This window comes from Alloalcanivorax mobilis, assembly GCF_002864685.1.
Taxonomy (GTDB): Bacteria; Pseudomonadota; Gammaproteobacteria; order Pseudomonadales; family Alcanivoracaceae; genus Alloalcanivorax; species Alloalcanivorax mobilis.
Map to the genome: position 1 here is coordinate 15,510 of NZ_NMQZ01000012.1, position 17,831 is coordinate 33,340.

The window sequence follows — 17,831 nt, forward strand, 5'->3', positions numbered from 1 at the left end:
TGTTATCTGTTCGCGGCCCGCCCCCCGTGGGCGAGCCGTCGACATCCCCGATCGTAAACCCGTTATTATGACCCGCGCTGGGTAATCAACTCGGCCAGCACGGTGGTGGCGAACGCCCCGGTGGGCAATCCCAGGGTCAGTGTCAGGTCCTCGCCCCGCCATTGCCATTGCAACCCGCTCACCGGCAACCGGGTGGCGCGCCGGGCGCCCTCCACGCCTTGCCCGGCGAGCGCCTCGACCACCCCGGGCCAGGCCGCCAGCACCTCGTTCTCAAGGCGCGAACAAGCCAAGGATGATGCCATGCCGGCGGCACCGGGCAAAGGCCCGGTGGGGTGCACCTCTCCGGCCACCACCCGTGCCCCGGCGTGCTCGTCGTCATGGGCCGGAAACAACCCTCGGCTGCCCTCGGGCTGTAGCAGATCACCGTCAAGCAGCCGGTTCCAGACACCCTGGCGCACTCGCTCGGCAACCACCGCGTTAAACAGCCCGGAACGCACCGCCGACAACCAGAACCCGCGCAGGGTGCGCTTGCGTGGTGCCTCGCCGCCGGCCAGCCAGGCCAGACCGCGCTGCCAGTTGGCGCCGTCCCGGCCGAAGCGCTGCTCGCCGAAGTAATTGGGCACGCCGTCCAGGGCGATGCGTTGCAAGGTGTGTTCCAGAACGTCGCGGTCGCCGTCCACGGCGCGCAGCCGCAATTCGAAATGGTTGCCCCGGTGCGTGCCCCGGTTGAGTTTGCGGCGGTGGCGGCGGGCATTGAGCAGACGCAGCCCCGCCGGCCAGTCGAACGATGGATCGTCCTTGCCGGGCAGATGCAGGCTGAACCACTGGCGGGTGATGGCGCGGCGATCCTTGAGCCCGCTGTAACCCACCGACAGGCGGTGAATGGCGGCGCTTTTCGCCAGCCACAGCGCCACGTCCTCGGTGTTCCAGTTGGTCTTTTCAATCTCCAGCCAGAGGTGTTCGCCCTCGCCTTCGGGCACCACGTTCATGATTTCCACCACGCGGAAATCCTCTGGCTCGGCACGCAGCACGGCACTGGCGGCGGGCCCGCCGTGGGCAGCCGGACACCGCGGCAGATCACTCATTATCGAGCAACGCCACCGCCTGCACGGCGATGCCTTCGCCGCGTCCGGTGAATCCCAGCCGTTCCGTGGTGGTCGCCTTAACCGATACCTGGCCGCTGTCGACCTCCAGCAAGGCGGCGATACGCTCGCGCATGGCGGCCACGTGCGGGGCGATCTTCGGCGCCTGGCAGATGAGGGTGAGATCGACGTTCCCCACCCGCCAACCGGCGGCGTGGATGTCCGCCATGATGGTGCTCAACAGCGCCGCTGAGTCGGCGCCTTTCCAGCGCGGGTCGTGGTCGGGAAAATAATGGCCAATGTCGCCCATCGCCAGGGCGCCCAGCAGGGCATCGCTGAGCGCGTGCAACGCGACGTCACCGTCGGAGTGAGCTTTGAGCCCCTGGCTGTGCTCGATGCGCACGCCACCGAGCATCACGTGGTCGCCCTCGGTAAAGGCATGCACGTCGAACCCCTGCCCTATGCGAATCGCCATGCCAGCCCCTCTTGCCGTTGTGCTTCCAGATAGAATCGCGCCAGCGCCAGATCCTCGGGCAGCGTGACCTTGATGTTGTCGGCGCGGGCAGGCACCAGCCGTGGCCGCCAGCCGGCCGCTTCCATGGCCGAGGCTTCATCGGTGATGCCGGCGTGGGCGCCGGTCAGGGCGTCATGCAGGGCGGCGGCGGGAAACAACTGCGGCGTCAGGGCGCGCCAGATCAGAGCCCGATCCAGGGTCGCCTCGATCAGTGCGCCGGGGCCGGCCTGTTTCACCGTGTCGCTCACCGGCAGGGCCAGAATCGCGCCCTGGGCATCGTCCTGCCCGGCGCAACTGTCCAGCAGGGCCTGCATGTCCGACAGCCGCAGCAGTGGGCGCGCCATGTCGTGCACCAGCACCCAGGCGTCCGGGTCCCGCGCCAGCACCTCCGCCAGACCGGCGCGCACCGAGTGCGCCCGGGTGTCGCCACCGTGCACGGTGGTGACACGCGGCTGCCGGGCGACGCTCAACTCCGGCCACCAGGGGTCGGCCTCGGCCACCGCCACCACCACCTGGCGGATCGGCGCGAACGCCAACAGCCGGCTCAGGGTATGCTCCGCCAGGGTGCGCCCGGCCAGGGTCAGATACTGTTTCGGCAGGCCGGCGCCCATGCGCGCGCCCACGCCGGCGGCGGGCACCACCGCATGGATCGCCACGTCACGGCGCATGGTCGGGTTTTTCCTGCTCGGGTTCGAGAATCTGGAAGAACACTTCACCGTCGCGGATCATGCCCAGATCCTTGCGGGCGATTTCCTCCACCGCCTCGCTGCCCTCTTTAAGATCGCGCACATCGGCGGCCAGCAAGCGGTTGCGCTCGGCCAGTTTGGCGTTCTGTTGATCGAGCGATTCCACTTCGTTCTCCAGCGCCGCCACATGGCGCAGGCTGCCCTCACCGAACCACAGACGAATCTGCAAGCCGAGCAGCGACAGGGCGAGCACGGCGATCACCACCTGGCGGGCCGGGGACAGCTTCATGGGCGGCGCTCCGGGCGGAGTCCGGTCAACGGACCCGCCCCGGTGGCGCCGATGGCGGGCTCTGCCTGGGTGCCAGTGCGACCGGCCAGCATCGTCAAATCAGCCCAGAAACCGGAACTCTTTGCGGCCATGGTAGGCGGCGCGGCCGAGTTCTTCCTCGATGCGGATCAGGCGGTTGTACTTGGCGACCCGGTCGGAACGGCACAGCGAGCCGGTTTTGATCTGGCCGGCGGCGGTGGCCACCGCCAGATCGGCGATGGTGGTGTCGGCGGTTTCACCGCTGCGGTGCGAGATCACCGTGGTGTAACCGGCGTCCTTGGCGAGCTTGATGGTGTCCAGGGTTTCCGACAGTGAGCCGATCTGGTTGAGCTTGATGAGGATCGAGTTGCCGACTTTCTCATCGATGCCGCGCTGCAGAATCTTGCTGTTGGTGACGAACAGATCGTCACCAACCAGTTGGATGCGATCCCCCAGCTTGCCGGTCAGAACGCTCCAGCCGGCCCAATCGGATTCGTCGAGCCCGTCTTCCACCGAAATGATCGGGTAGCGGTCGCACAGATTGGCCAGGTAATCGACGAAGCCTTCCGCGTCCAGGCTCAGATTATCGCCGGCGAGCACGTATTTGCCGTCTTTGTAGAACTCGCTGGCGGCGCAATCCAGTGCCAGGGTCACGTCGTCACCGGCCTTGTAACCGGCCAGCTCGATGGCCTGCATGATCGCTTCCAGGGCCGCCTCGTTGCTGGGCAGATCCGGGGCGAAACCGCCCTCGTCGCCCACCGCGGTGTTCAGGCCACGCTTCTTCAGCACGCTTTTCAGAGCGTGGAATATCTCGGCGCCGCAGCGCACCGCCTCGGCGATGGTGGGCGCGCCCACCGGCTGGATCATGAATTCCTGAATGTCCACATTGTTGTCGGCGTGCTCGCCACCGTTGATGATGTTCATCATCGGCACCGGCAGGGAGTATTCGTTGTCGTCGTCCTGCAGGTCGGAAATGTACTCGTACAGCGGCTTCTTCTGCGCTTCGGCTTCCGCCTTGGCGGCCGCCAGGGACACCGCCAGAATCGCGTTGGCGCCGAACTTGCCTTTGTTCTCGGTGCCGTCGGCGTCGATCATCGCCTGATCCAGGGCGCGCTGGTCGCCGGCGTCGCGGCCCACCAGCAGCTCACGAATCTCGGAGTTCACGTTGCCCACCGCGTGAGTTACGCCCTTGCCCAGATAGCGGGCTTGGTCACCATCACGCAGTTCCAGCGCTTCCCGGGAACCGGTGGAAGCACCGCTGGGGGCGCAGGCACTGCCGCGCTCGCCGGATTCCAGAATCACATCGGCTTCGATGGTGGGGTTGCCGCGGGAATCGAGGATTTCGCGGGCCTTGACGTCGACGATCTTGGACATGGGAAGGTCTCTCTAAATGGGAACCTGAATAGCCTGGCCAGGCTATAACCGGGTATTCAGGCTCTTTGACTCATTGGTTGTCGAAAGCGGGGAATGCCTTAACGGTATTATCCAGGGTCCGCATCTGCGAAAGAAATGGCTCCAGGCGGTCCAGTCGCAGGGCGCAGGGGCCATCGCACTTGGCGTTGTCCGGGTCCGGGTGGGCTTCCAGAAATAGCCCGGCGATGCCCTGGCTGAGGCCGGCGCTGGCCAGCTCGGCCACCTGCTGGCGGCGGCCACCGGCGGAGTCGGAGCGGCCACCCGGCATCTGCAGCGCGTGGGTGACATCGAAGAACACCGGGTAGCGGAATTGCTTCATGATGCCAAACCCGAGCATGTCCACCACCAGGTTGTTGTACCCGAAGGAACTGCCACGCTCGCAGAGAATCAGCCGATCGTTACCGGCCTCCTCGCACTTGTGCAGGATGTGCTTCATCTCATGCGGGGCCAGGAACTGGGGCTTCTTGATGTTGATGATGGCGCCGGTTTTCGCCATCGCCACCACCAGATCGGTCTGCCGGGCCAGAAACGCCGGCAGTTGGATGATGTCCGCCACTTCCGCCACCGGCGCCGCCTGATACGGTTCATGCACGTCGGTGATCACCGGGCAGCCAAAGGTGTCCTTGATCTCCTGGAAGATCTTCAGCCCCTCATCCAGCCCCGGGCCCCGGTAAGAATGCAGCGACGAGCGGTTGGCTTTGTCGAAGCTGGCTTTGAACACCCAGGGGATGCCCAGCCGGCCGGTGATGTCCGCGTAGGCCTCGGCCACCCGCATCGCCAGGTCGCGGGATTCCAACACGTTCATGCCACCGAACAGGGCCATCGGCCGGTGATTGGCGAACGCCAGATCACCGAGTTCGATGGTGATGTCCTGCCCGGGGGCGGAGGTGGATGCTGTCATGGGCTATTCCTTGTGCGCCGCCAGCGCCGCTTCCACGTACCCTTTGAACAGGCCGTGCCCGTCACGGGGCGTGGAGGTGAATTCCGGGTGGAACTGGCAGGCCACGAACCAGGGGTGGTCGGGCACCTCGATCACCTCGACCAGCTCGCCGTCATGGGAACGGCCGGCGATCTTCAGGCCGGCGGCCTGCAGGCGATCCAGGTAATGGTTGTTGACCTCGTAGCGATGCCGATGGCGCTCGACGATGTCGCTCTTGCCGTAACAGCGCGCCGACACGGTGTCCGCTTCCAGGTGGCACTCCTGGCCGCCCAGGCGCATGGTGCCACCGAGTTCCGAGGCCGCCGAACGCAGCTCCTTGGAGCCGTCTTCCCGGGTCCATTCGGTGATCAGCGCCACCACCGGGTCGGGGGTGTCCGCGCGCAACTCGGTGGAATGGGCCTGCTCGATGCCGGCCACGTTGCGGGCGAATTCGATCACCGCCAGTTGCATGCCCAGGCAGATGCCCAGGTAGGGAATCTTTTTCTCGCGGGCATAGCGGATCGCCGCGATCTTGCCTTCCGTGCCACGGTCGCCGAAGCCGCCGGGCACCAGAATGCCGTCCACGCTGTCGAGCACCGCCGTTCCTTCGCGTTCGATGTCCTCGGCGTCGATATAGCGGATATTAACCTTGGCGCGGGTGGCGATGCCGGCGTGCATCAGCGCTTCGTTCAGCGACTTGTAGGCGTCCGCCAGATCGATGTACTTGCCGACCATGCCAATGGTGACTTCGCGCTCGGGGTTAAGCTGGGCTTCCACCACCCGGTCCCATTCGCTCAGGTCCGGGGCGGGCAATTGCAGGCCGAATTTCTCGACGATGATGTCGTCCATGCCCTGTTCATGAAGCCCGCGTGGCACCTGGTAGATGGTCTTTGAATCCGGCACGCTGACCACCGCGCGGGCTTCCACGTTGGTGAACAGCGAGATTTTTTCGCGGGCACTGCGCGGAATCGGGTGATCCGAGCGGCACACCAGCATGTCCGGCTGCAGGCCAATGGAGCGCAACTCCTTGACCGAATGCTGGGTGGGTTTGGTCTTGATCTCGCCGGCGGAGGCGATGTAGGGCACCAGGGTCAGGTGCACCAGCAATGAACGGCTGGAACCCAGCTCCACGCGCATCTGCCGCACCGCCTCCAGGAACGGCAGCGACTCGATGTCGCCGGCGGTACCGCCGATTTCGACGATCGCCACGTCGGCATCGCCGGCGCCACGCTGGATTTTCAGCTTGATCTCATCGGTGATGTGCGGAATCACCTGCACGGTGGCGCCCAGATACTCGCCCCGGCGCTCTTTGTCGAGCACGTCCTGGTAGACACGGCCGGTGGTGAAACTGTTGCGCCGCGACAGACGGCTGCGGATAAAGCGCTCGTAGTGCCCCAGATCAAGATCGGTCTCGGCGCCATCCTCGGTCACGAACACCTCACCGTGCTGGTACGGGCTCATGGTGCCGGGGTCAACGTTGATGTAAGGATCCATCTTGATCAGCGTGACCTTCAGGCCACGGGCCTCCAGCAAGGAGGCGAGCGATGCGGACGTGATCCCTTTGCCTAAGGAAGAAACCACCCCACCGGTGACGAAAATAAAACGTGCCATGCACCCACCAGAATAAGTCGTGTGAACGAGCCACCGGCCTGCCGCCACCATTGCCAGGCCGGTTCCGACCGGCCGGTGACATCCCGGACGCATTACAAAAAAAATACCCCTGCTCGGAGATTGAGCAAAGGTGTTTGTGTCTCGGGGTAGATCGGCTGCTCGGTAACCCTGAAATATCAGGGAGTTGCGCCAGAATCCGCTCGCAGACCCTGCGCCAGGATGGGAGGAAATGTTAGCAGAAGGCGCCGGTGCGGGAAACCATTAACGGACGCTGGACGCTGGACGCTGGACGCTGGACGCCTGACGCTAGACGCCGGACGCTAAACCCGAGGCTTAGAGGTCAGGTGTGTTTCCTGTGGGCGTGCCGAGAGTCCGCAGGAAACACACCGATCATCCCAGTAAAGGGTTAAGCGTCTGGCGTCTGGCGTCCGGCGTCCGGCGTCCGGCGTCAAACATCCGCCCCCTGTGAGGAAGCCGCGCCCCGCCAGCACAGGTGCCACAGCCGCAGAGAGCGTTGGCGCCAGCCGTCCGCCACGCCCACGCCGGGCACGCTGACCAGCTCGCCGTCCTGGTAAATCAGCGGCCACTGGCGTCGCCGCCAGGGCGGCACGCCGGCGGCGCGCCACAGTTCCGACACCCGTTGATGGCAGCCCTGGCGCAGCAGACGCTCGCCCCCGCACGCCGGGGCCAGCCGCAACGGGGCGCTGTCGGCGGCCAGCCATACCGGCACTCGGTCGTTTTCCGGCGTGACGCCGTCGCACAGCCGCCAGGGCCCCAGATCCAGGCCACCCTGGCTTGGGTGCCAGTGCCATTCGCCAGTCAGCGCGACGCATTGCGCGCCGCTGAGCAGATGCAGAGCGCCAGCGAAGCGGCGCAGTTGCCAATCGCCCCACTCCACCCGCGCGGCGCGGTCGGCGGCGGCGTCAAGCAGGGCTTCGATCTGGTTAAGCTGCGCTTCGCTGGTCACCGCCCCGGCGCCCGCCAGCCAGTGGCGCAGCACGTTGCCGCGCCGGGCCGGCGACAGCGCCTTCAGGGGGGCGAGTGGCAAGTGCCGCGCCGCGCCGCCCAACGCCGCCAGATCCTCGGTGGCGCGTTCGGCCAGCAACGCGGCCGCCTCGGCCTGGTGGCCGGCGGCGCGCGCCAGGGTGGCCACGGCCCCGGGCCATTGCTGTTGCAGGCGCGGCAGAATGTCGTTGCGCAAATGGTTACGGCGCAGATCGTTGTGGCGGTTGCTGGGGTCCTCGATCCAGTCCCAGCCGTACTGTTCGGCAAGCCCGTGCAAGGTGGCGCGTGGCACCGTCAGCAATGGTCGCCACAACGGCGTGCCATGCCAGCGGCCGTGCTCGCCGATGGCCGCCAGGCCGCCGACCCCGGCGCCGCGCAACAGCCTCAGCAGCAGCGTCTCGGCCTGGTCGTTGAGATGATGGGCGGTGATCAGGGTGGCGCCGCCGGCGTGCCGACACAGCGCCTGATAACGAGCGGTGCGTGCGTTCGCTTCCAGGCCGCCGTTGCCGCTCACGGTGACGTTCGCGACCCGGCAGGTCAGGCCCAGCCCGGCGGCGTGGCGCACACAGTGCGCCGCCCAGGCGGCGCTGTCCGCCTGCAGACCGTGGTCCACATGCAGCACGCCCAGGCGTTCGCCCAGGCCGGCTTCAACCAGCAAATGCAACAGTACGGTGGAATCGAGGCCGCCGCTGAACGCCAGCCACAGCGGCCCCGGGGGAGCGCGCCGGGCGAGACCGGCGGCCAGCGTTGCCAGGTTATTCGTCGGCGGGGTCGGCGGTGAAGTTGCCATAGCTCATCAGCCGCTCATAGCGACGCTGCACCAGATCCGGAATCGGCAGCGTGTCCAGTTCGGCCAGTTGCGCGGCCAGGCTGCGGCGCACCGCCTCGGCGGCCTGATCGTAGTCGCGGTGGGCGCCGCCCAGCGGCTCCTTGATCACCTCGTCGACAATGCCGAGCTCGTGCAGGCGGCCGGCGGTCAGGCCCATGGCCTCGGCGGCTTCCGGGGCTTTGTCGGCGCTGCGCCAGAGAATCGAGGCGCAGCCCTCCGGGCTGATCACCGAATAGGTGGAGAACTCCAGCATTTGCAAATGATCGCATATGCCAATCGCCAGTGCGCCGCCGGAGCCGCCCTCGCCGATCACGGTGGCGATCACCGGCACCTTGAGTTGGGACATCACGCGCAGATTGCGGGCAATCGCTTCGGACTGACCGCGCTCTTCGGCATCGATGCCCGGGAATGCCCCCGGGGTGTCGATAAAGGTGAAGATCGGCATCTTGAAACGCTCCGCCATCTCCATCAGACGCAGCGCCTTGCGGTAGCCTTCCGGCTTGGGCATGCCAAAATTGCGGCGCACCTTCTCTTTGACCTCACGACCCTTCTGATGGCCGATCAACATCACCGGGCGATCCTCCAGCCGGGTAATGCCACCGACAATCGCCGGATCGTCGGCGAAGGCGCGATCACCGTGCAGCTCATCGAACTCACCGAACACACGGCGAATATAGTCCAGAGTATAAGGACGCTTGGGGTGGCGGGAGAGCTGGGAAATCTGCCAGGAACTCAGATTGCTGAATATATTCTCGGTGAGGGTAATGCTTTTCTCTTGCAGCTTGGCCACTTCCTCGGAAATATTGACCTCGCTACCGGTCCCCACGAGACGCAGTTCCTCGATTTTCGCTTCCAGTTCCGCGATGGGTTGTTCAAATTCGAGGAAATTCGGATTCATGTGCTACCCCTTTCTACAGTGCCGACAAGTGTAGCCGCAAGCCACCAACAGCGTCGAGCCACGGGTATTGATCTAAGGTTGCAAGTTGTTACGGGGAAGCCCGCTCCGCGGGCGATACAAGATGCAGGATTCAGGATACAGCGCGGAAACCGCTTTGGAATAATTCCCACCGTTGCGGTTTCGCGCTCAAAGGGCAGCGCGGGCATAGCACTTACGGCGGCACCGCCATTGTTCGCGCTGAATCCTGTATCCTGTATCGCGGCCAAAGGCCGCCTTAATACTCCACAACAACCGCTTTATCCCCAAACCGCCCGCGCAGGTCGTCGACCAGCGATTCGTCGGGGATCACTTTCCAGTCGTCGCCGAGCGCCATCAGGGCGTCGGCTTCCTGGTGGGCCAGTTCCAGGGTTACCGGGGTGCCGCCGCCTTTGTAGGGGGTCAGGGTGCGGTTGAGGATGTCCGCCAGTTGTTCGTTGACCGGCACTTTCACGCGCAGGCGGCGGGCGAAGGCTTCGCGGGCCTGGCGCATGTCCATGACTTCGTCGGCCACCAGGTTGAAACCGCCGGAGTAATCGTCCACGCGCACGCCGCCGCGAATGATCAGCAGGGTGTCTTTCTGTACCCGCTCGCCGTATTGGGCGAAGGTCTTGCCGAACACCGACACTTCGATGCGCCCGGTTTTGTCGTCCAGGGTGATGAACGCCATGCGCTCGCCGCTGCGCTTGCTGCGGGTGATGCGCAGCGCCACCACCAGCCCGGCGACGATCGCCACCTCGCCCTTGCCGGTGGGCTGCACGGTATTGAGGCGGCTGCTGACGAACTGCCGCACTTCGGTTTCGAACTGGTCGATGGGGTGGCCGGTGAGAAACAGGCCGAGGGTGTCGCGCTCGCCGTTGAGGCGCAGTTCGTCGTTCCATTCCCGGGCCGGTTTCCAGGCCACCACGGTGGCCGGCGCGTCGTCGCCGGGGCTGCCGAACAGGTCCATCATGCCCGCTTCCTGGTTGCGGGCATCCTGTTCGGCGGCGGCGATGGCGTCCGGCAGCGTGGCCATCAGCACGGCGCGGTCGCTGAAGTGCCCGTTGGGGCCGAGTTTGTCCAGGGCGCCGGCGCGCACCAGCGCTTCCAGGGAACGCTTGTTGGTTTTCTTCAGATCGATGCGGCGGCAAAAATCGAACAGATCCTCGAAGGCTTTCTCGGCGCCGCTATTACCACGGGCGTTAACGATGGCTTCAATCGGCCCTTCGCCCAGGCCCTTGATGGCACCCAGGCCGTAGATGATGTCGCCGTCCGGGTTGACGGTGAACCGGTAGCCGCAGGAGTTCACGTCCGGGGGCAGCACCTTGAGGCCCATGGTTTTGCTTTCATCGATAAAGGTCACGACCTTATCGGTGTTCTGCATATCCGCGGAGATCACCGCGGCCATGAACTCCGCCGGATAGTGCGCTTTCAGCCAGGCGGTCTGATAGGCCACCAGGGCGTAGGCGGCGGAGTGGGATTTGTTGAAGCCGTAGCCGGCGAACTTTTCCACCAGGTCGAAGATCTTCATCGCCAGGTCCGGGTCCACGCCCTTGCCCTTGGCACCGTCTTCGAAAATGGCGCGCTGCTTGGCCATTTCCTCGGGCTTCTTCTTGCCCATTGCCCGGCGCAGCATGTCCGCGCCGCCGAGCGTATAGCCGGCCAGTTCCTGGGCGATCTGCATCACCTGTTCCTGATACAGGATCACGCCGTAGGTGGGCTTGAGAATCGGTTTGAGCCAATCGTGCTGGTATTGCGGGTCCGGGTAGGAAACCGGTTCGCGGCCGTGTTTGCGGTTGATGAAGTTGTCCACCATGCCCGATTCCAGCGGGCCCGGGCGGTACAGCGCCACCAGCGCGATGATGTCCTCGAACACGTCTGGCTTGAGCTTCTTGATCAGCTCTTTCATGCCCTGGCTTTCGAGCTGGAACACGGCGGTGGTGTCGCCTTTTTTGAGAAGGTCGAAGCTGGGCGCATCGTCGAGCGGAATCCGCTCGATTTCCAGGTCGTCCTCGCCTTCACGGGCGCGCTTCACATTGGCGGCTTTCACCGCCCAGTCGATGATGGTCAGCGTTTTCAGGCCGAGAAAGTCAAACTTCACCAGGCCGGCGGCTTCCACATCGTCCTTGTCGTACTGGGTGACCAGGTTGTTGCCTTCCTCGTCACAGTGCAGCGGCGCGAAATCGGTGAGCTTACCCGGCGCGATCACCACGCCGCCGGCGTGCTTGCCCACGTTGCGGGTCAGGCCTTCCAGCTTGAAGGCCATCTCCATGATCTCGTTGGCGGATTCCTTATCGGAGTTGACGTCGTCTTCCAGGAAATCACGCAGCGTTTCTTCCTGCTCCAGCGCCTTGCTGAGCGTCATGCCGGGAATGCCGGGGATCATTTTTGAAAGCCGATCCGCCAGGCCGTAGGGCTTGCCCTGCACCCGCGCCACGTCGCGCACCACCGCCTTGGCCGCCATGGTGCCGAAGGTGATGATCTGGCTGACCGCGTCGCGGCCGTATTTGTCGGCCACGTAATTGATCACCCGGTCGCGCTTTTCCATGCAGAAATCGACGTCGAAGTCAGGCATCGACACCCGCTCCGGGTTGAGGAAGCGTTCGAACAGCAGGTCGTATTCGATCGGGTCCAAATCGGTGATGTTGAGCGCGTAGGCGACCAGCGAGCCGGCGCCGGAGCCACGCCCGGGGCCCACCGGCACCTCGTGCTGCTTACCCCACTGGATAAAGTCGGCGACGATCAGGAAGTAACCGGGGAAGCCCATCTGATTGATGATATTCAGCTCGAAGGTGAGCCGCTCTTCATACTCGCGGCGCTTCTCCGCGCTGGCCGGATCGTTGTCGTCCAGGATCACCGCCAGGCGTGCTTCCAGCCCCTCCCGGGACACCTTGTCGAAATACTGCTCGATGGTCAGGCCATCGGGAATCGGGAAGTCGGGCAGGAAGTTTTTGCCCAGGCGCATGTCCAGGGTGCAGCGGCGCGCGATCTCGACGCTGTTTTCCAGGGCCTCGGGCAGGTCGGAAAACAACTCCGCCATTTCCTCGGCGGACTTCAGATACTGCTGCTCGGAATATTTGCGCGGCCGGCGCGGGTCTTCCAGGGTGTTGCCATCGTGGATGCAGACCCGCGCCTCGTGGGCTTCGAAATCCTCCCGGGCAAGGAAGCGCACGTCGTTGGTGGCCACCACCGGAATGCCCATCTGCCCGGCCAGGGCCACCGTGGCGTGCAGGCAGTCTTCATCGCCGGGGCGCTCGGTGCGCTGCACTTCCAGATAAAAGCGATCGCCGAAATGGCGCTGATAATCCAACGCCCGGTCCCGGGCCTGGTCGGTTTTGCCGTTAACCAGCAGGTGGCCGACATCGCCGGCGCGCGCACCGGACAGCAGGATCAGCCCCTCATTGAGCTCCATCAGCCATTCGCGTTTCACCAGCGCCCGGTCACGATGCTGGTTGGTCTGCCAGGCGCGGCTGATCAACAGGGTAAGATTGTGATAGCCCTTATTGTTCTGCACCAGGCAACTGACATAGTAGGGGGCGTCTTCCGGGTCGTCCGCCTGCACCCACAAATCCGCGCCCACGATCGGCTTGATGCCGGCGTTCATGGCCGCCGAATAGAATTTAATCAAGGCGAACAGATTGTTCTCGTCGGTGACCGCCACCGCCGGCATGTTGCTGGCCACGCAGGTCTTGACCAGTTCCTTGACGCGCACCACCCCGTCCACCAGTGAATAGTCGGTGTGCAGACGCAGATGGACAAAACGGGGATCACTCAAGACGACACTCCGGTTGAGGATGGCAAGATGGCGCCGTCAAGCAGCATCGCCACGGGCGAAAAAGAACGGCGATGCTCGGCCAGCGGGCCGTGTTGCTTGAGCGCTTGCAGGTGATCGCGGGTGGAATAGCCTTTGTGGCGGTCGAAACCGTAGGCCGGGTAGCGCTGATGCAGCGCCACCATTTCCGCGTCGCGAGCCACTTTGGCGAGAATCGAGGCGGCGGAAATCGCTGGAATACGGCTGTCACCCTTGACCACCGGTTCCGAGGGGCAGCAAAAACGCGGGCCACGATTGCCGTCCACCAGCACCGCGTCCACCGGCAGGCTGTGCACCAGCGCATCGACCGCGCGCACCATCGCCAGATGGGCGGCGTGGTAAATATTGAGACGATCGATTTCTTCCGGTTCGGCACGGCCCAGGGCCCAACCCAGGGCGTGCTCGCGAATCAGTTCGGCGAGCGTATTGCGGCGCGTTTCGCTGAGCGTCTTCGAATCCGCCAGGCCGTCGATGGGCCGCTCGGGGTCAAGCACCACGGCGGCGGTCACCACCGCGCCCACCAGAGGGCCGCGCCCGACTTCATCGACCCCCGCCACCCGCATACCGCGCCGCCAGACAAAGGCGCTGGGCATAAAGGGCTCGATATGCGGGTATTCGGCGAACGGGTGGGTCATGGGCGCTCCAGCAATTCCGCCAGCGCGGACGCCGCCTTTTCGCTGGCGCCACCGCGCAGTTGTTGGTGCACGCGGGTGAAGTCCTGTTTCAGAGCCGCCACCCGCTGGGGACTATCCAACCATGCCCGCACCGCGTCCGCCAGGGCCGCGCCGCTCATTTTCTCTTGCATCAATTCCGGCACCAGGGCTTTGCGGCACAGCAGGTTGGGCAGCGAGATATGCTCGCTCTTGACCATTCGCGAGACAATCGCGTAGGTCACCGCCCCCACCCGGTAAGCCACCACCATTGGCTTTTTCAGCAGCAAACCTTCCAAAGTGGCGGTGCCCGAGGCCATCAAGATCACGTCGGCGGCGGCCATCACGGTTCTGCCCTGGCCGTCCACCACCGTCACCGGCAGCGACGGCATCGCCGCCAGCAGGGTGTCGATCTGCTGGCGGCGGGCCGCGTTGGCGGCGGGAATCACGAAGCGGATCAACGGCCGCTCGGCGAACAACCGGGACATGGCGGCCAGAAACTCGGGCATCAATTGCACTACCTCGCCACCACGGCTGCCGGGCAGCACCGCCACCAACGGTCCGCCCTGCTCCTCCAGCGCCAGCTCGCGGCGAGCGGCGATGGTGTCCACGCTCATCTCGATCATGTCCGCCAGCGGGTGGCCAACAAACGCCACCGGCACGCCGTGCTCTTCATAAAAACGCGCTTCGAAGGGAAACAGGGTGAGCATCAGGTCCACATCACGACGAATGCCCTTCACCCTGCCCTGGCGCCAGGCCCACACCGATGGGCTCACATAATGGGCGGTGCGGATGCCGGCGGCGTGCATGCGCCGGGCCACGCCCAGGGTGAAATCCGGTGAGTCGATGGTGATCACCAGCGCCGGGCGCCGCGCCAGCAGATGTTTGACCAGGCGATGACGCAGGCGAAACAGTTCCGGCAAATGGGCGAGCACCTCGGTGATGCCCATCACCGACAGCTTTTCCATCGGGAACAGCGAATCCAGACCGGCGGCGATCATCTGCTCGCCGCCGACGCCGATAAAGCGGGCCTCGGGATAGCGCCGGCGCAGGGCCTCGATCAGACCCGCGCCGAGGGTATCGCCGGAGGTCTCGCCGGCGATCAGGGCAATCAGGGGAGCGTGGCCGGCTGCCATGTCAGCGCGTGATGCCCCGCTGGGAGCCGCGCAGCGAGTCAACGAACAAACGCATCGGTTCATTGCCCTCGACCTGCGGCGTCAGTTCGGCCAGGGCCTGCTCCAGGGTCAGGCCCTGGCGGTACACGATTTTGTAGGCACGGCGCAAAGCGGCGATCAGGTCCGCGTCCCAGCCGCGCCGGCGCATGCCCTCGAAGTTCATGCTGCGCGCGGCGGCCGGGTTGCCACCCACCATGACGAAAGCCGGCACGTCCTTGAGCACCAGCGAGCAGCCCGCGGTCATGGCGTAGGAGCCGATGTGGCAGAACTGGTGGATGCCGGTCATGCCACCCAGGATGACGCCGTCGCCAATGTGCACATGGCCGGCGATGCCGGTGGTGTTGGCGAAAATATTGTCGTTGCCAATCATGCAATCGTGGGCCACGTGCACCGTCGCCATCAGCAGGTTGTTGTTGCCAATGCGGGTCAGGCCCTGGTCCTGGACCGTGCCCCGGTGGATCGTCACATGCTCGCGGATCACGTTGTTGTCGCCGATCTCAAGCCGGGTCGGCTCGCCACGGTATTTTTTGTCCTGGCACTCCTCGCCCACCGAAGTGAACTGGAAAATGCGGTTGTTGGCACCGATCGTGGTGGGCCCCTGGATCACCGCGTGGGGGCCGATCACGGTACCGGCGCCAATCGTCACGTGCGGGCCGACAATGCTGTAGGCGCCCACCTGGACGTCCTCGGCCAGTTCCGCTTTGGGGTCGATGATGGCTGTCGGGTGAATCATGATTATCGGGTTCCGCCCTGGCGTTGGAAGGGAGACAGGAGAAGCGTCGATTTGCCGCTCCAGGGCCGCGGCGCGGCTCCGGAGTGTCAGCGCTTCTTGACGATCTGGCTAGCGAGTATACCCACGCCGCCGCCCGGCGGCGATGCTCAGACGCGCTGTTCGGCCACCAGGATATCGGCGGCGGCCACCAACTGGCCATCCACCTCGGCGCGGCACATAAACTTGGCGAGATTGCGGCGATGCATCAGCCATTCGGCGTGCAGCATCAAGCGGTCACCGGGCACCACCTGGCGCTTGAAACGGGCTTTATCGGTGCCCACCAACAGGTAAATAAAGCCATCGGCGGGCCGCTTGTTCTCGGTGACAAACCCGAGAATTCCGGCGGCCTGCGCCATCGCCTCGATGATCAGGACGCCGGGCATGATCGGCTCCTGGGGAAAATGGCCATTAAAAAACGGTTCATTGATGGTGACGTTTTTATAGGCTTCGATGCGTTTGCCGGGCTCCACCGAGACCACGCGGTCCACCAGCAAAAACGGATAACGGTGAGGCAGGTATTCCCTCACCTGTTGAATGTCCATCATGATCTTTTTCCAAAAGGCAAAAGGCCGCCCGGGCAGTGCCAGGGCGACCATAGCTAGCCGGCGTCGCGCTCGAGTCGGCGAACCCGGCGGTGAAGTTCATCCAGATGCCGGAAACGGGCCACATTCCGGCGGTAACGCTCCTGCTTGTCCACCGGCAGCGCGGAACCATAGGTGCCGGGCTCGGTGATCGACCGGGAGACCAGGGACATGCCGAGGATCTGCACTTTGTCGCAGATCTCCAGGTGGCCGGAGATGCCGACGGCGCCGCCGATCATGCAGAAACTGCCGATGCGGCTGCTGCCGGCGATGCCGACTTTTCCCGCCACCGCGGTGTGATCGCCGATCCGCACGTTGTGCGCGACCTGGATCTGATTATCCAGAATCACGCCGTTGCCGATCACGGTGTCCTCGATGGCGCCACGGTCCACGGTGGTGCCGGCGCCGATCTCAACGTCGGCGCCGATGACCACACCGCCGACCTGCGCGACCTTGGTCCAGCCGGCACCGTTGAACGCATAGCCGAAGCCATCCGCCCCCAGTACGCAGTTGGCGTGTATGATAGAGCGCGGCCCGATGGTTACACCATGATAAATTGTAACATTGGGCCAGATGCGCACCGCCTCACCAATGCGACTGCGCGCGCCGATCACCGTATTGGCGCCGATGATCGCGCCCTCGCCAATCTCCACCTGCGCTTCGATCACCGCGTTGGGGCCAATCGCGGCACTGGCCGGCACCCGCGCGGACGGGTCCACGCAGGCACTGGGGTGCACCCCGGCGGCGGGCGCCGGCGCGGTGTCGAACAAATGGCTGGCGTGGGCGAAGGCCAGGTACGGGTCCTTCACCACCAGCGCCGCCACCGGGCAATGCTCAAGCTGGTCTTCACCGATCAGCACCGCGCCCGCCCGGGTCTGTTCCAGATAAACCCGGTAACGCGGGTTGGCCAGAAAAGTGAGCTGGTCTTCGCCGGCGGCACCGATGGTGCCGATACCACGGATTTCGATGGCGCCGTCTCCGTGCAGCTCGGCACCGAGTTTCGCCGCCAGGGCTTCAAGAGTGACGGTCATCGGTTACTTCATCTTGTTGAGTTGGTCGGTGACCGCGTCGGTAATGTCCAGGTCCGGCTTGGTGAACACCACCGCCTGGGCGTTGATCACCATGTCCAGGCCCTCGCGGTTGGCGATGTTCTGCACCGCCTGCTTGAGCTTGGGCTCCATCACCTGAAGGATTTCCTGCTGGCCCTTGGCCAGTTTGCGCTGCGCCGACTGACGCAGATTCTGCAGCTCGATCATTTTCTGCTGCCCCTGGGTCTGAAGGTTCTGACGATCGTCCTCGCTCATCGTCATGCCCTCTTTCTCAAGGCGCTCACGGATGCGTTTCACATCGGCGCCGAGCTGGTCCAGGCGGCTCTGCTCATCCTTCAGCGACGACTCCAGCTTGCCATAACGGCTTTGGAAATCGTCCGCCTCCTGCAGCGCGCCGATCGCATCGACCACGCCGATTTTGCCGGCGGCGTGGGCCAGCAGAGGCAGCATCAGAACAGCGGCAAACAATACTTTCTTCATAAACACACTCCCTGGGCGTTAAGCCCTTATTACC

16 protein-coding genes are annotated in these 17,831 nt (G+C 64.7%); all 16 read right to left on the minus strand.

The genetic code is table 11. The features are described 5' to 3' along the window. Positions 1–65 precede the first annotated feature (65 nt). The 16 genes from truD to CGS25_RS08340 all read right to left on the minus strand — a co-directional run bounded on the left by truD (position 66) and on the right by CGS25_RS08340 (position 17,797). Entirely contained in the window at positions 66–1,085 is a 1,020-nt protein-coding gene (gene truD / locus CGS25_RS08265) for a tRNA pseudouridine(13) synthase TruD (protein WP_101675190.1), read from the minus strand. Further along, a complete protein-coding gene (gene ispF, locus CGS25_RS08270) occupies positions 1,078–1,557 on the minus strand; it encodes a 2-C-methyl-D-erythritol 2,4-cyclodiphosphate synthase (protein ID WP_089032185.1) in 480 nt (159 codons plus the stop codon). Before ispF ends, truD begins: the two co-directional genes overlap by 8 nt. Continuing rightward, positions 1,542–2,264: a 2-C-methyl-D-erythritol 4-phosphate cytidylyltransferase gene (ispD, locus tag CGS25_RS08275; protein ID WP_101675191.1), complete on the minus strand. Its 723-nt coding sequence runs from the start codon at positions 2,262–2,264 to the stop codon at positions 1,542–1,544. Before ispD ends, ispF begins: the two co-directional genes overlap by 16 nt. Then, a complete protein-coding gene (locus tag CGS25_RS08280) occupies positions 2,254–2,571 on the minus strand; it encodes an FtsB family cell division protein (protein WP_101675192.1) in 318 nt (105 codons plus the stop codon). Before CGS25_RS08280 ends, ispD begins: the two co-directional genes overlap by 11 nt. A gap of 99 nt (positions 2,572–2,670) precedes the next feature. Beyond that, complete coding sequence (eno, locus tag CGS25_RS08285) at positions 2,671–3,963, minus strand: phosphopyruvate hydratase (protein ID WP_101675193.1); 1,293 nt, start codon at positions 3,961–3,963, stop codon at positions 2,671–2,673. A 70-nt stretch (positions 3,964–4,033) separates the two neighbouring features. Beyond that, positions 4,034–4,903, minus strand: a complete 870-nt coding sequence (gene kdsA / locus CGS25_RS08290; protein WP_101675194.1) for a 3-deoxy-8-phosphooctulonate synthase — start codon at positions 4,901–4,903, stop codon at positions 4,034–4,036. A gap of 3 nt (positions 4,904–4,906) precedes the next feature. Next, positions 4,907–6,532, minus strand: a complete 1,626-nt coding sequence (locus CGS25_RS08295; RefSeq protein WP_101675195.1) for a CTP synthase — start codon at positions 6,530–6,532, stop codon at positions 4,907–4,909. 448 nt (positions 6,533–6,980) lie between these two features. Next, a complete protein-coding gene (tilS, locus tag CGS25_RS08300; RefSeq protein ID WP_101675196.1) occupies positions 6,981–8,327 on the minus strand; it encodes a tRNA lysidine(34) synthetase TilS in 1,347 nt (448 codons plus the stop codon). After that, positions 8,293–9,264, minus strand: a complete 972-nt coding sequence (gene accA / locus CGS25_RS08305) for an acetyl-CoA carboxylase carboxyl transferase subunit alpha (protein WP_089032191.1) — start codon at positions 9,262–9,264, stop codon at positions 8,293–8,295. Before accA ends, tilS begins: the two co-directional genes overlap by 35 nt. Positions 9,265–9,538: 274 nt before the next feature. Further along, complete coding sequence (gene dnaE, locus CGS25_RS08310; protein ID WP_089032192.1) at positions 9,539–13,054, minus strand: DNA polymerase III subunit alpha; 3,516 nt, start codon at positions 13,052–13,054, stop codon at positions 9,539–9,541. Beyond that, the gene (rnhB, locus tag CGS25_RS08315) at positions 13,051–13,725 is read right to left on the minus strand and encodes a ribonuclease HII (protein ID WP_089032193.1); all 675 of its coding nucleotides are present in this window, start codon (positions 13,723–13,725) and stop codon (positions 13,051–13,053) included. The genes dnaE and rnhB overlap by 4 nt, the downstream gene beginning before the upstream one ends. After that, on the minus strand, positions 13,722–14,876 hold the full coding sequence (gene lpxB / locus CGS25_RS08320; RefSeq protein WP_101675197.1) for a lipid-A-disaccharide synthase: 1,155 nt from the start codon (positions 14,874–14,876) through the stop codon (positions 13,722–13,724). Before lpxB ends, rnhB begins: the two co-directional genes overlap by 4 nt. Position 14,877: 1 nt before the next feature. Further along, entirely contained in the window at positions 14,878–15,648 is a 771-nt protein-coding gene (gene lpxA / locus CGS25_RS08325; RefSeq protein WP_089032195.1) for an acyl-ACP--UDP-N-acetylglucosamine O-acyltransferase, read from the minus strand. Positions 15,649–15,794: 146 nt separating this feature from the next. Beyond that, complete coding sequence (gene fabZ, locus CGS25_RS08330; RefSeq protein WP_198588731.1) at positions 15,795–16,232, minus strand: 3-hydroxyacyl-ACP dehydratase FabZ; 438 nt, start codon at positions 16,230–16,232, stop codon at positions 15,795–15,797. Positions 16,233–16,285: 53 nt separating this feature from the next. Then, entirely contained in the window at positions 16,286–17,299 is a 1,014-nt protein-coding gene (gene lpxD, locus CGS25_RS08335) for a UDP-3-O-(3-hydroxymyristoyl)glucosamine N-acyltransferase (RefSeq protein ID WP_101675198.1), read from the minus strand. Between the two features lie 3 nt (positions 17,300–17,302). Next, complete coding sequence (locus CGS25_RS08340; protein WP_101675199.1) at positions 17,303–17,797, minus strand: OmpH family outer membrane protein; 495 nt, start codon at positions 17,795–17,797, stop codon at positions 17,303–17,305. Between the last annotated feature and the right edge of the window lie 34 nt (positions 17,798–17,831).

Coding starts and splice junctions, on each gene's coding strand:
- truD (WP_101675190.1), bottom strand. CDS start 1,085: ATGAGTGATCTGCCGCGGTGTCCGGCTGCCCACGGCGGGCCCGCCGCC.
- ispF (WP_089032185.1), bottom strand. CDS start 1,557: ATGGCGATTCGCATAGGGCAGGGGTTCGACGTGCATGCCTTTACCGAG.
- ispD (WP_101675191.1), bottom strand. CDS start 2,264: ATGCGCCGTGACGTGGCGATCCATGCGGTGGTGCCCGCCGCCGGCGTG.
- CGS25_RS08280 (WP_101675192.1), bottom strand. CDS start 2,571: ATGAAGCTGTCCCCGGCCCGCCAGGTGGTGATCGCCGTGCTCGCCCTG.
- eno (WP_101675193.1), bottom strand. CDS start 3,963: ATGTCCAAGATCGTCGACGTCAAGGCCCGCGAAATCCTCGATTCCCGC.
- kdsA (WP_101675194.1), bottom strand. CDS start 4,903: ATGACAGCATCCACCTCCGCCCCCGGGCAGGACATCACCATCGAACTC.
- CGS25_RS08295 (WP_101675195.1), bottom strand. CDS start 6,532: ATGGCACGTTTTATTTTCGTCACCGGTGGGGTGGTTTCTTCCTTAGGC.
- tilS (WP_101675196.1), bottom strand. CDS start 8,327: ATGGCAACTTCACCGCCGACCCCGCCGACGAATAACCTGGCAACGCTG.
- accA (WP_089032191.1), bottom strand. CDS start 9,264: ATGAATCCGAATTTCCTCGAATTTGAACAACCCATCGCGGAACTGGAA.
- rnhB (WP_089032193.1), bottom strand. CDS start 13,725: ATGACCCACCCGTTCGCCGAATACCCGCATATCGAGCCCTTTATGCCC.
- lpxB (WP_101675197.1), bottom strand. CDS start 14,876: ATGGCAGCCGGCCACGCTCCCCTGATTGCCCTGATCGCCGGCGAGACC.
- lpxA (WP_089032195.1), bottom strand. CDS start 15,648: ATGATTCACCCGACAGCCATCATCGACCCCAAAGCGGAACTGGCCGAG.
- fabZ (WP_198588731.1), bottom strand. CDS start 16,232: ATGATGGACATTCAACAGGTGAGGGAATACCTGCCTCACCGTTATCCG.
- lpxD (WP_101675198.1), bottom strand. CDS start 17,299: ATGACCGTCACTCTTGAAGCCCTGGCGGCGAAACTCGGTGCCGAGCTG.
- CGS25_RS08340 (WP_101675199.1), bottom strand. CDS start 17,797: ATGAAGAAAGTATTGTTTGCCGCTGTTCTGATGCTGCCTCTGCTGGCC.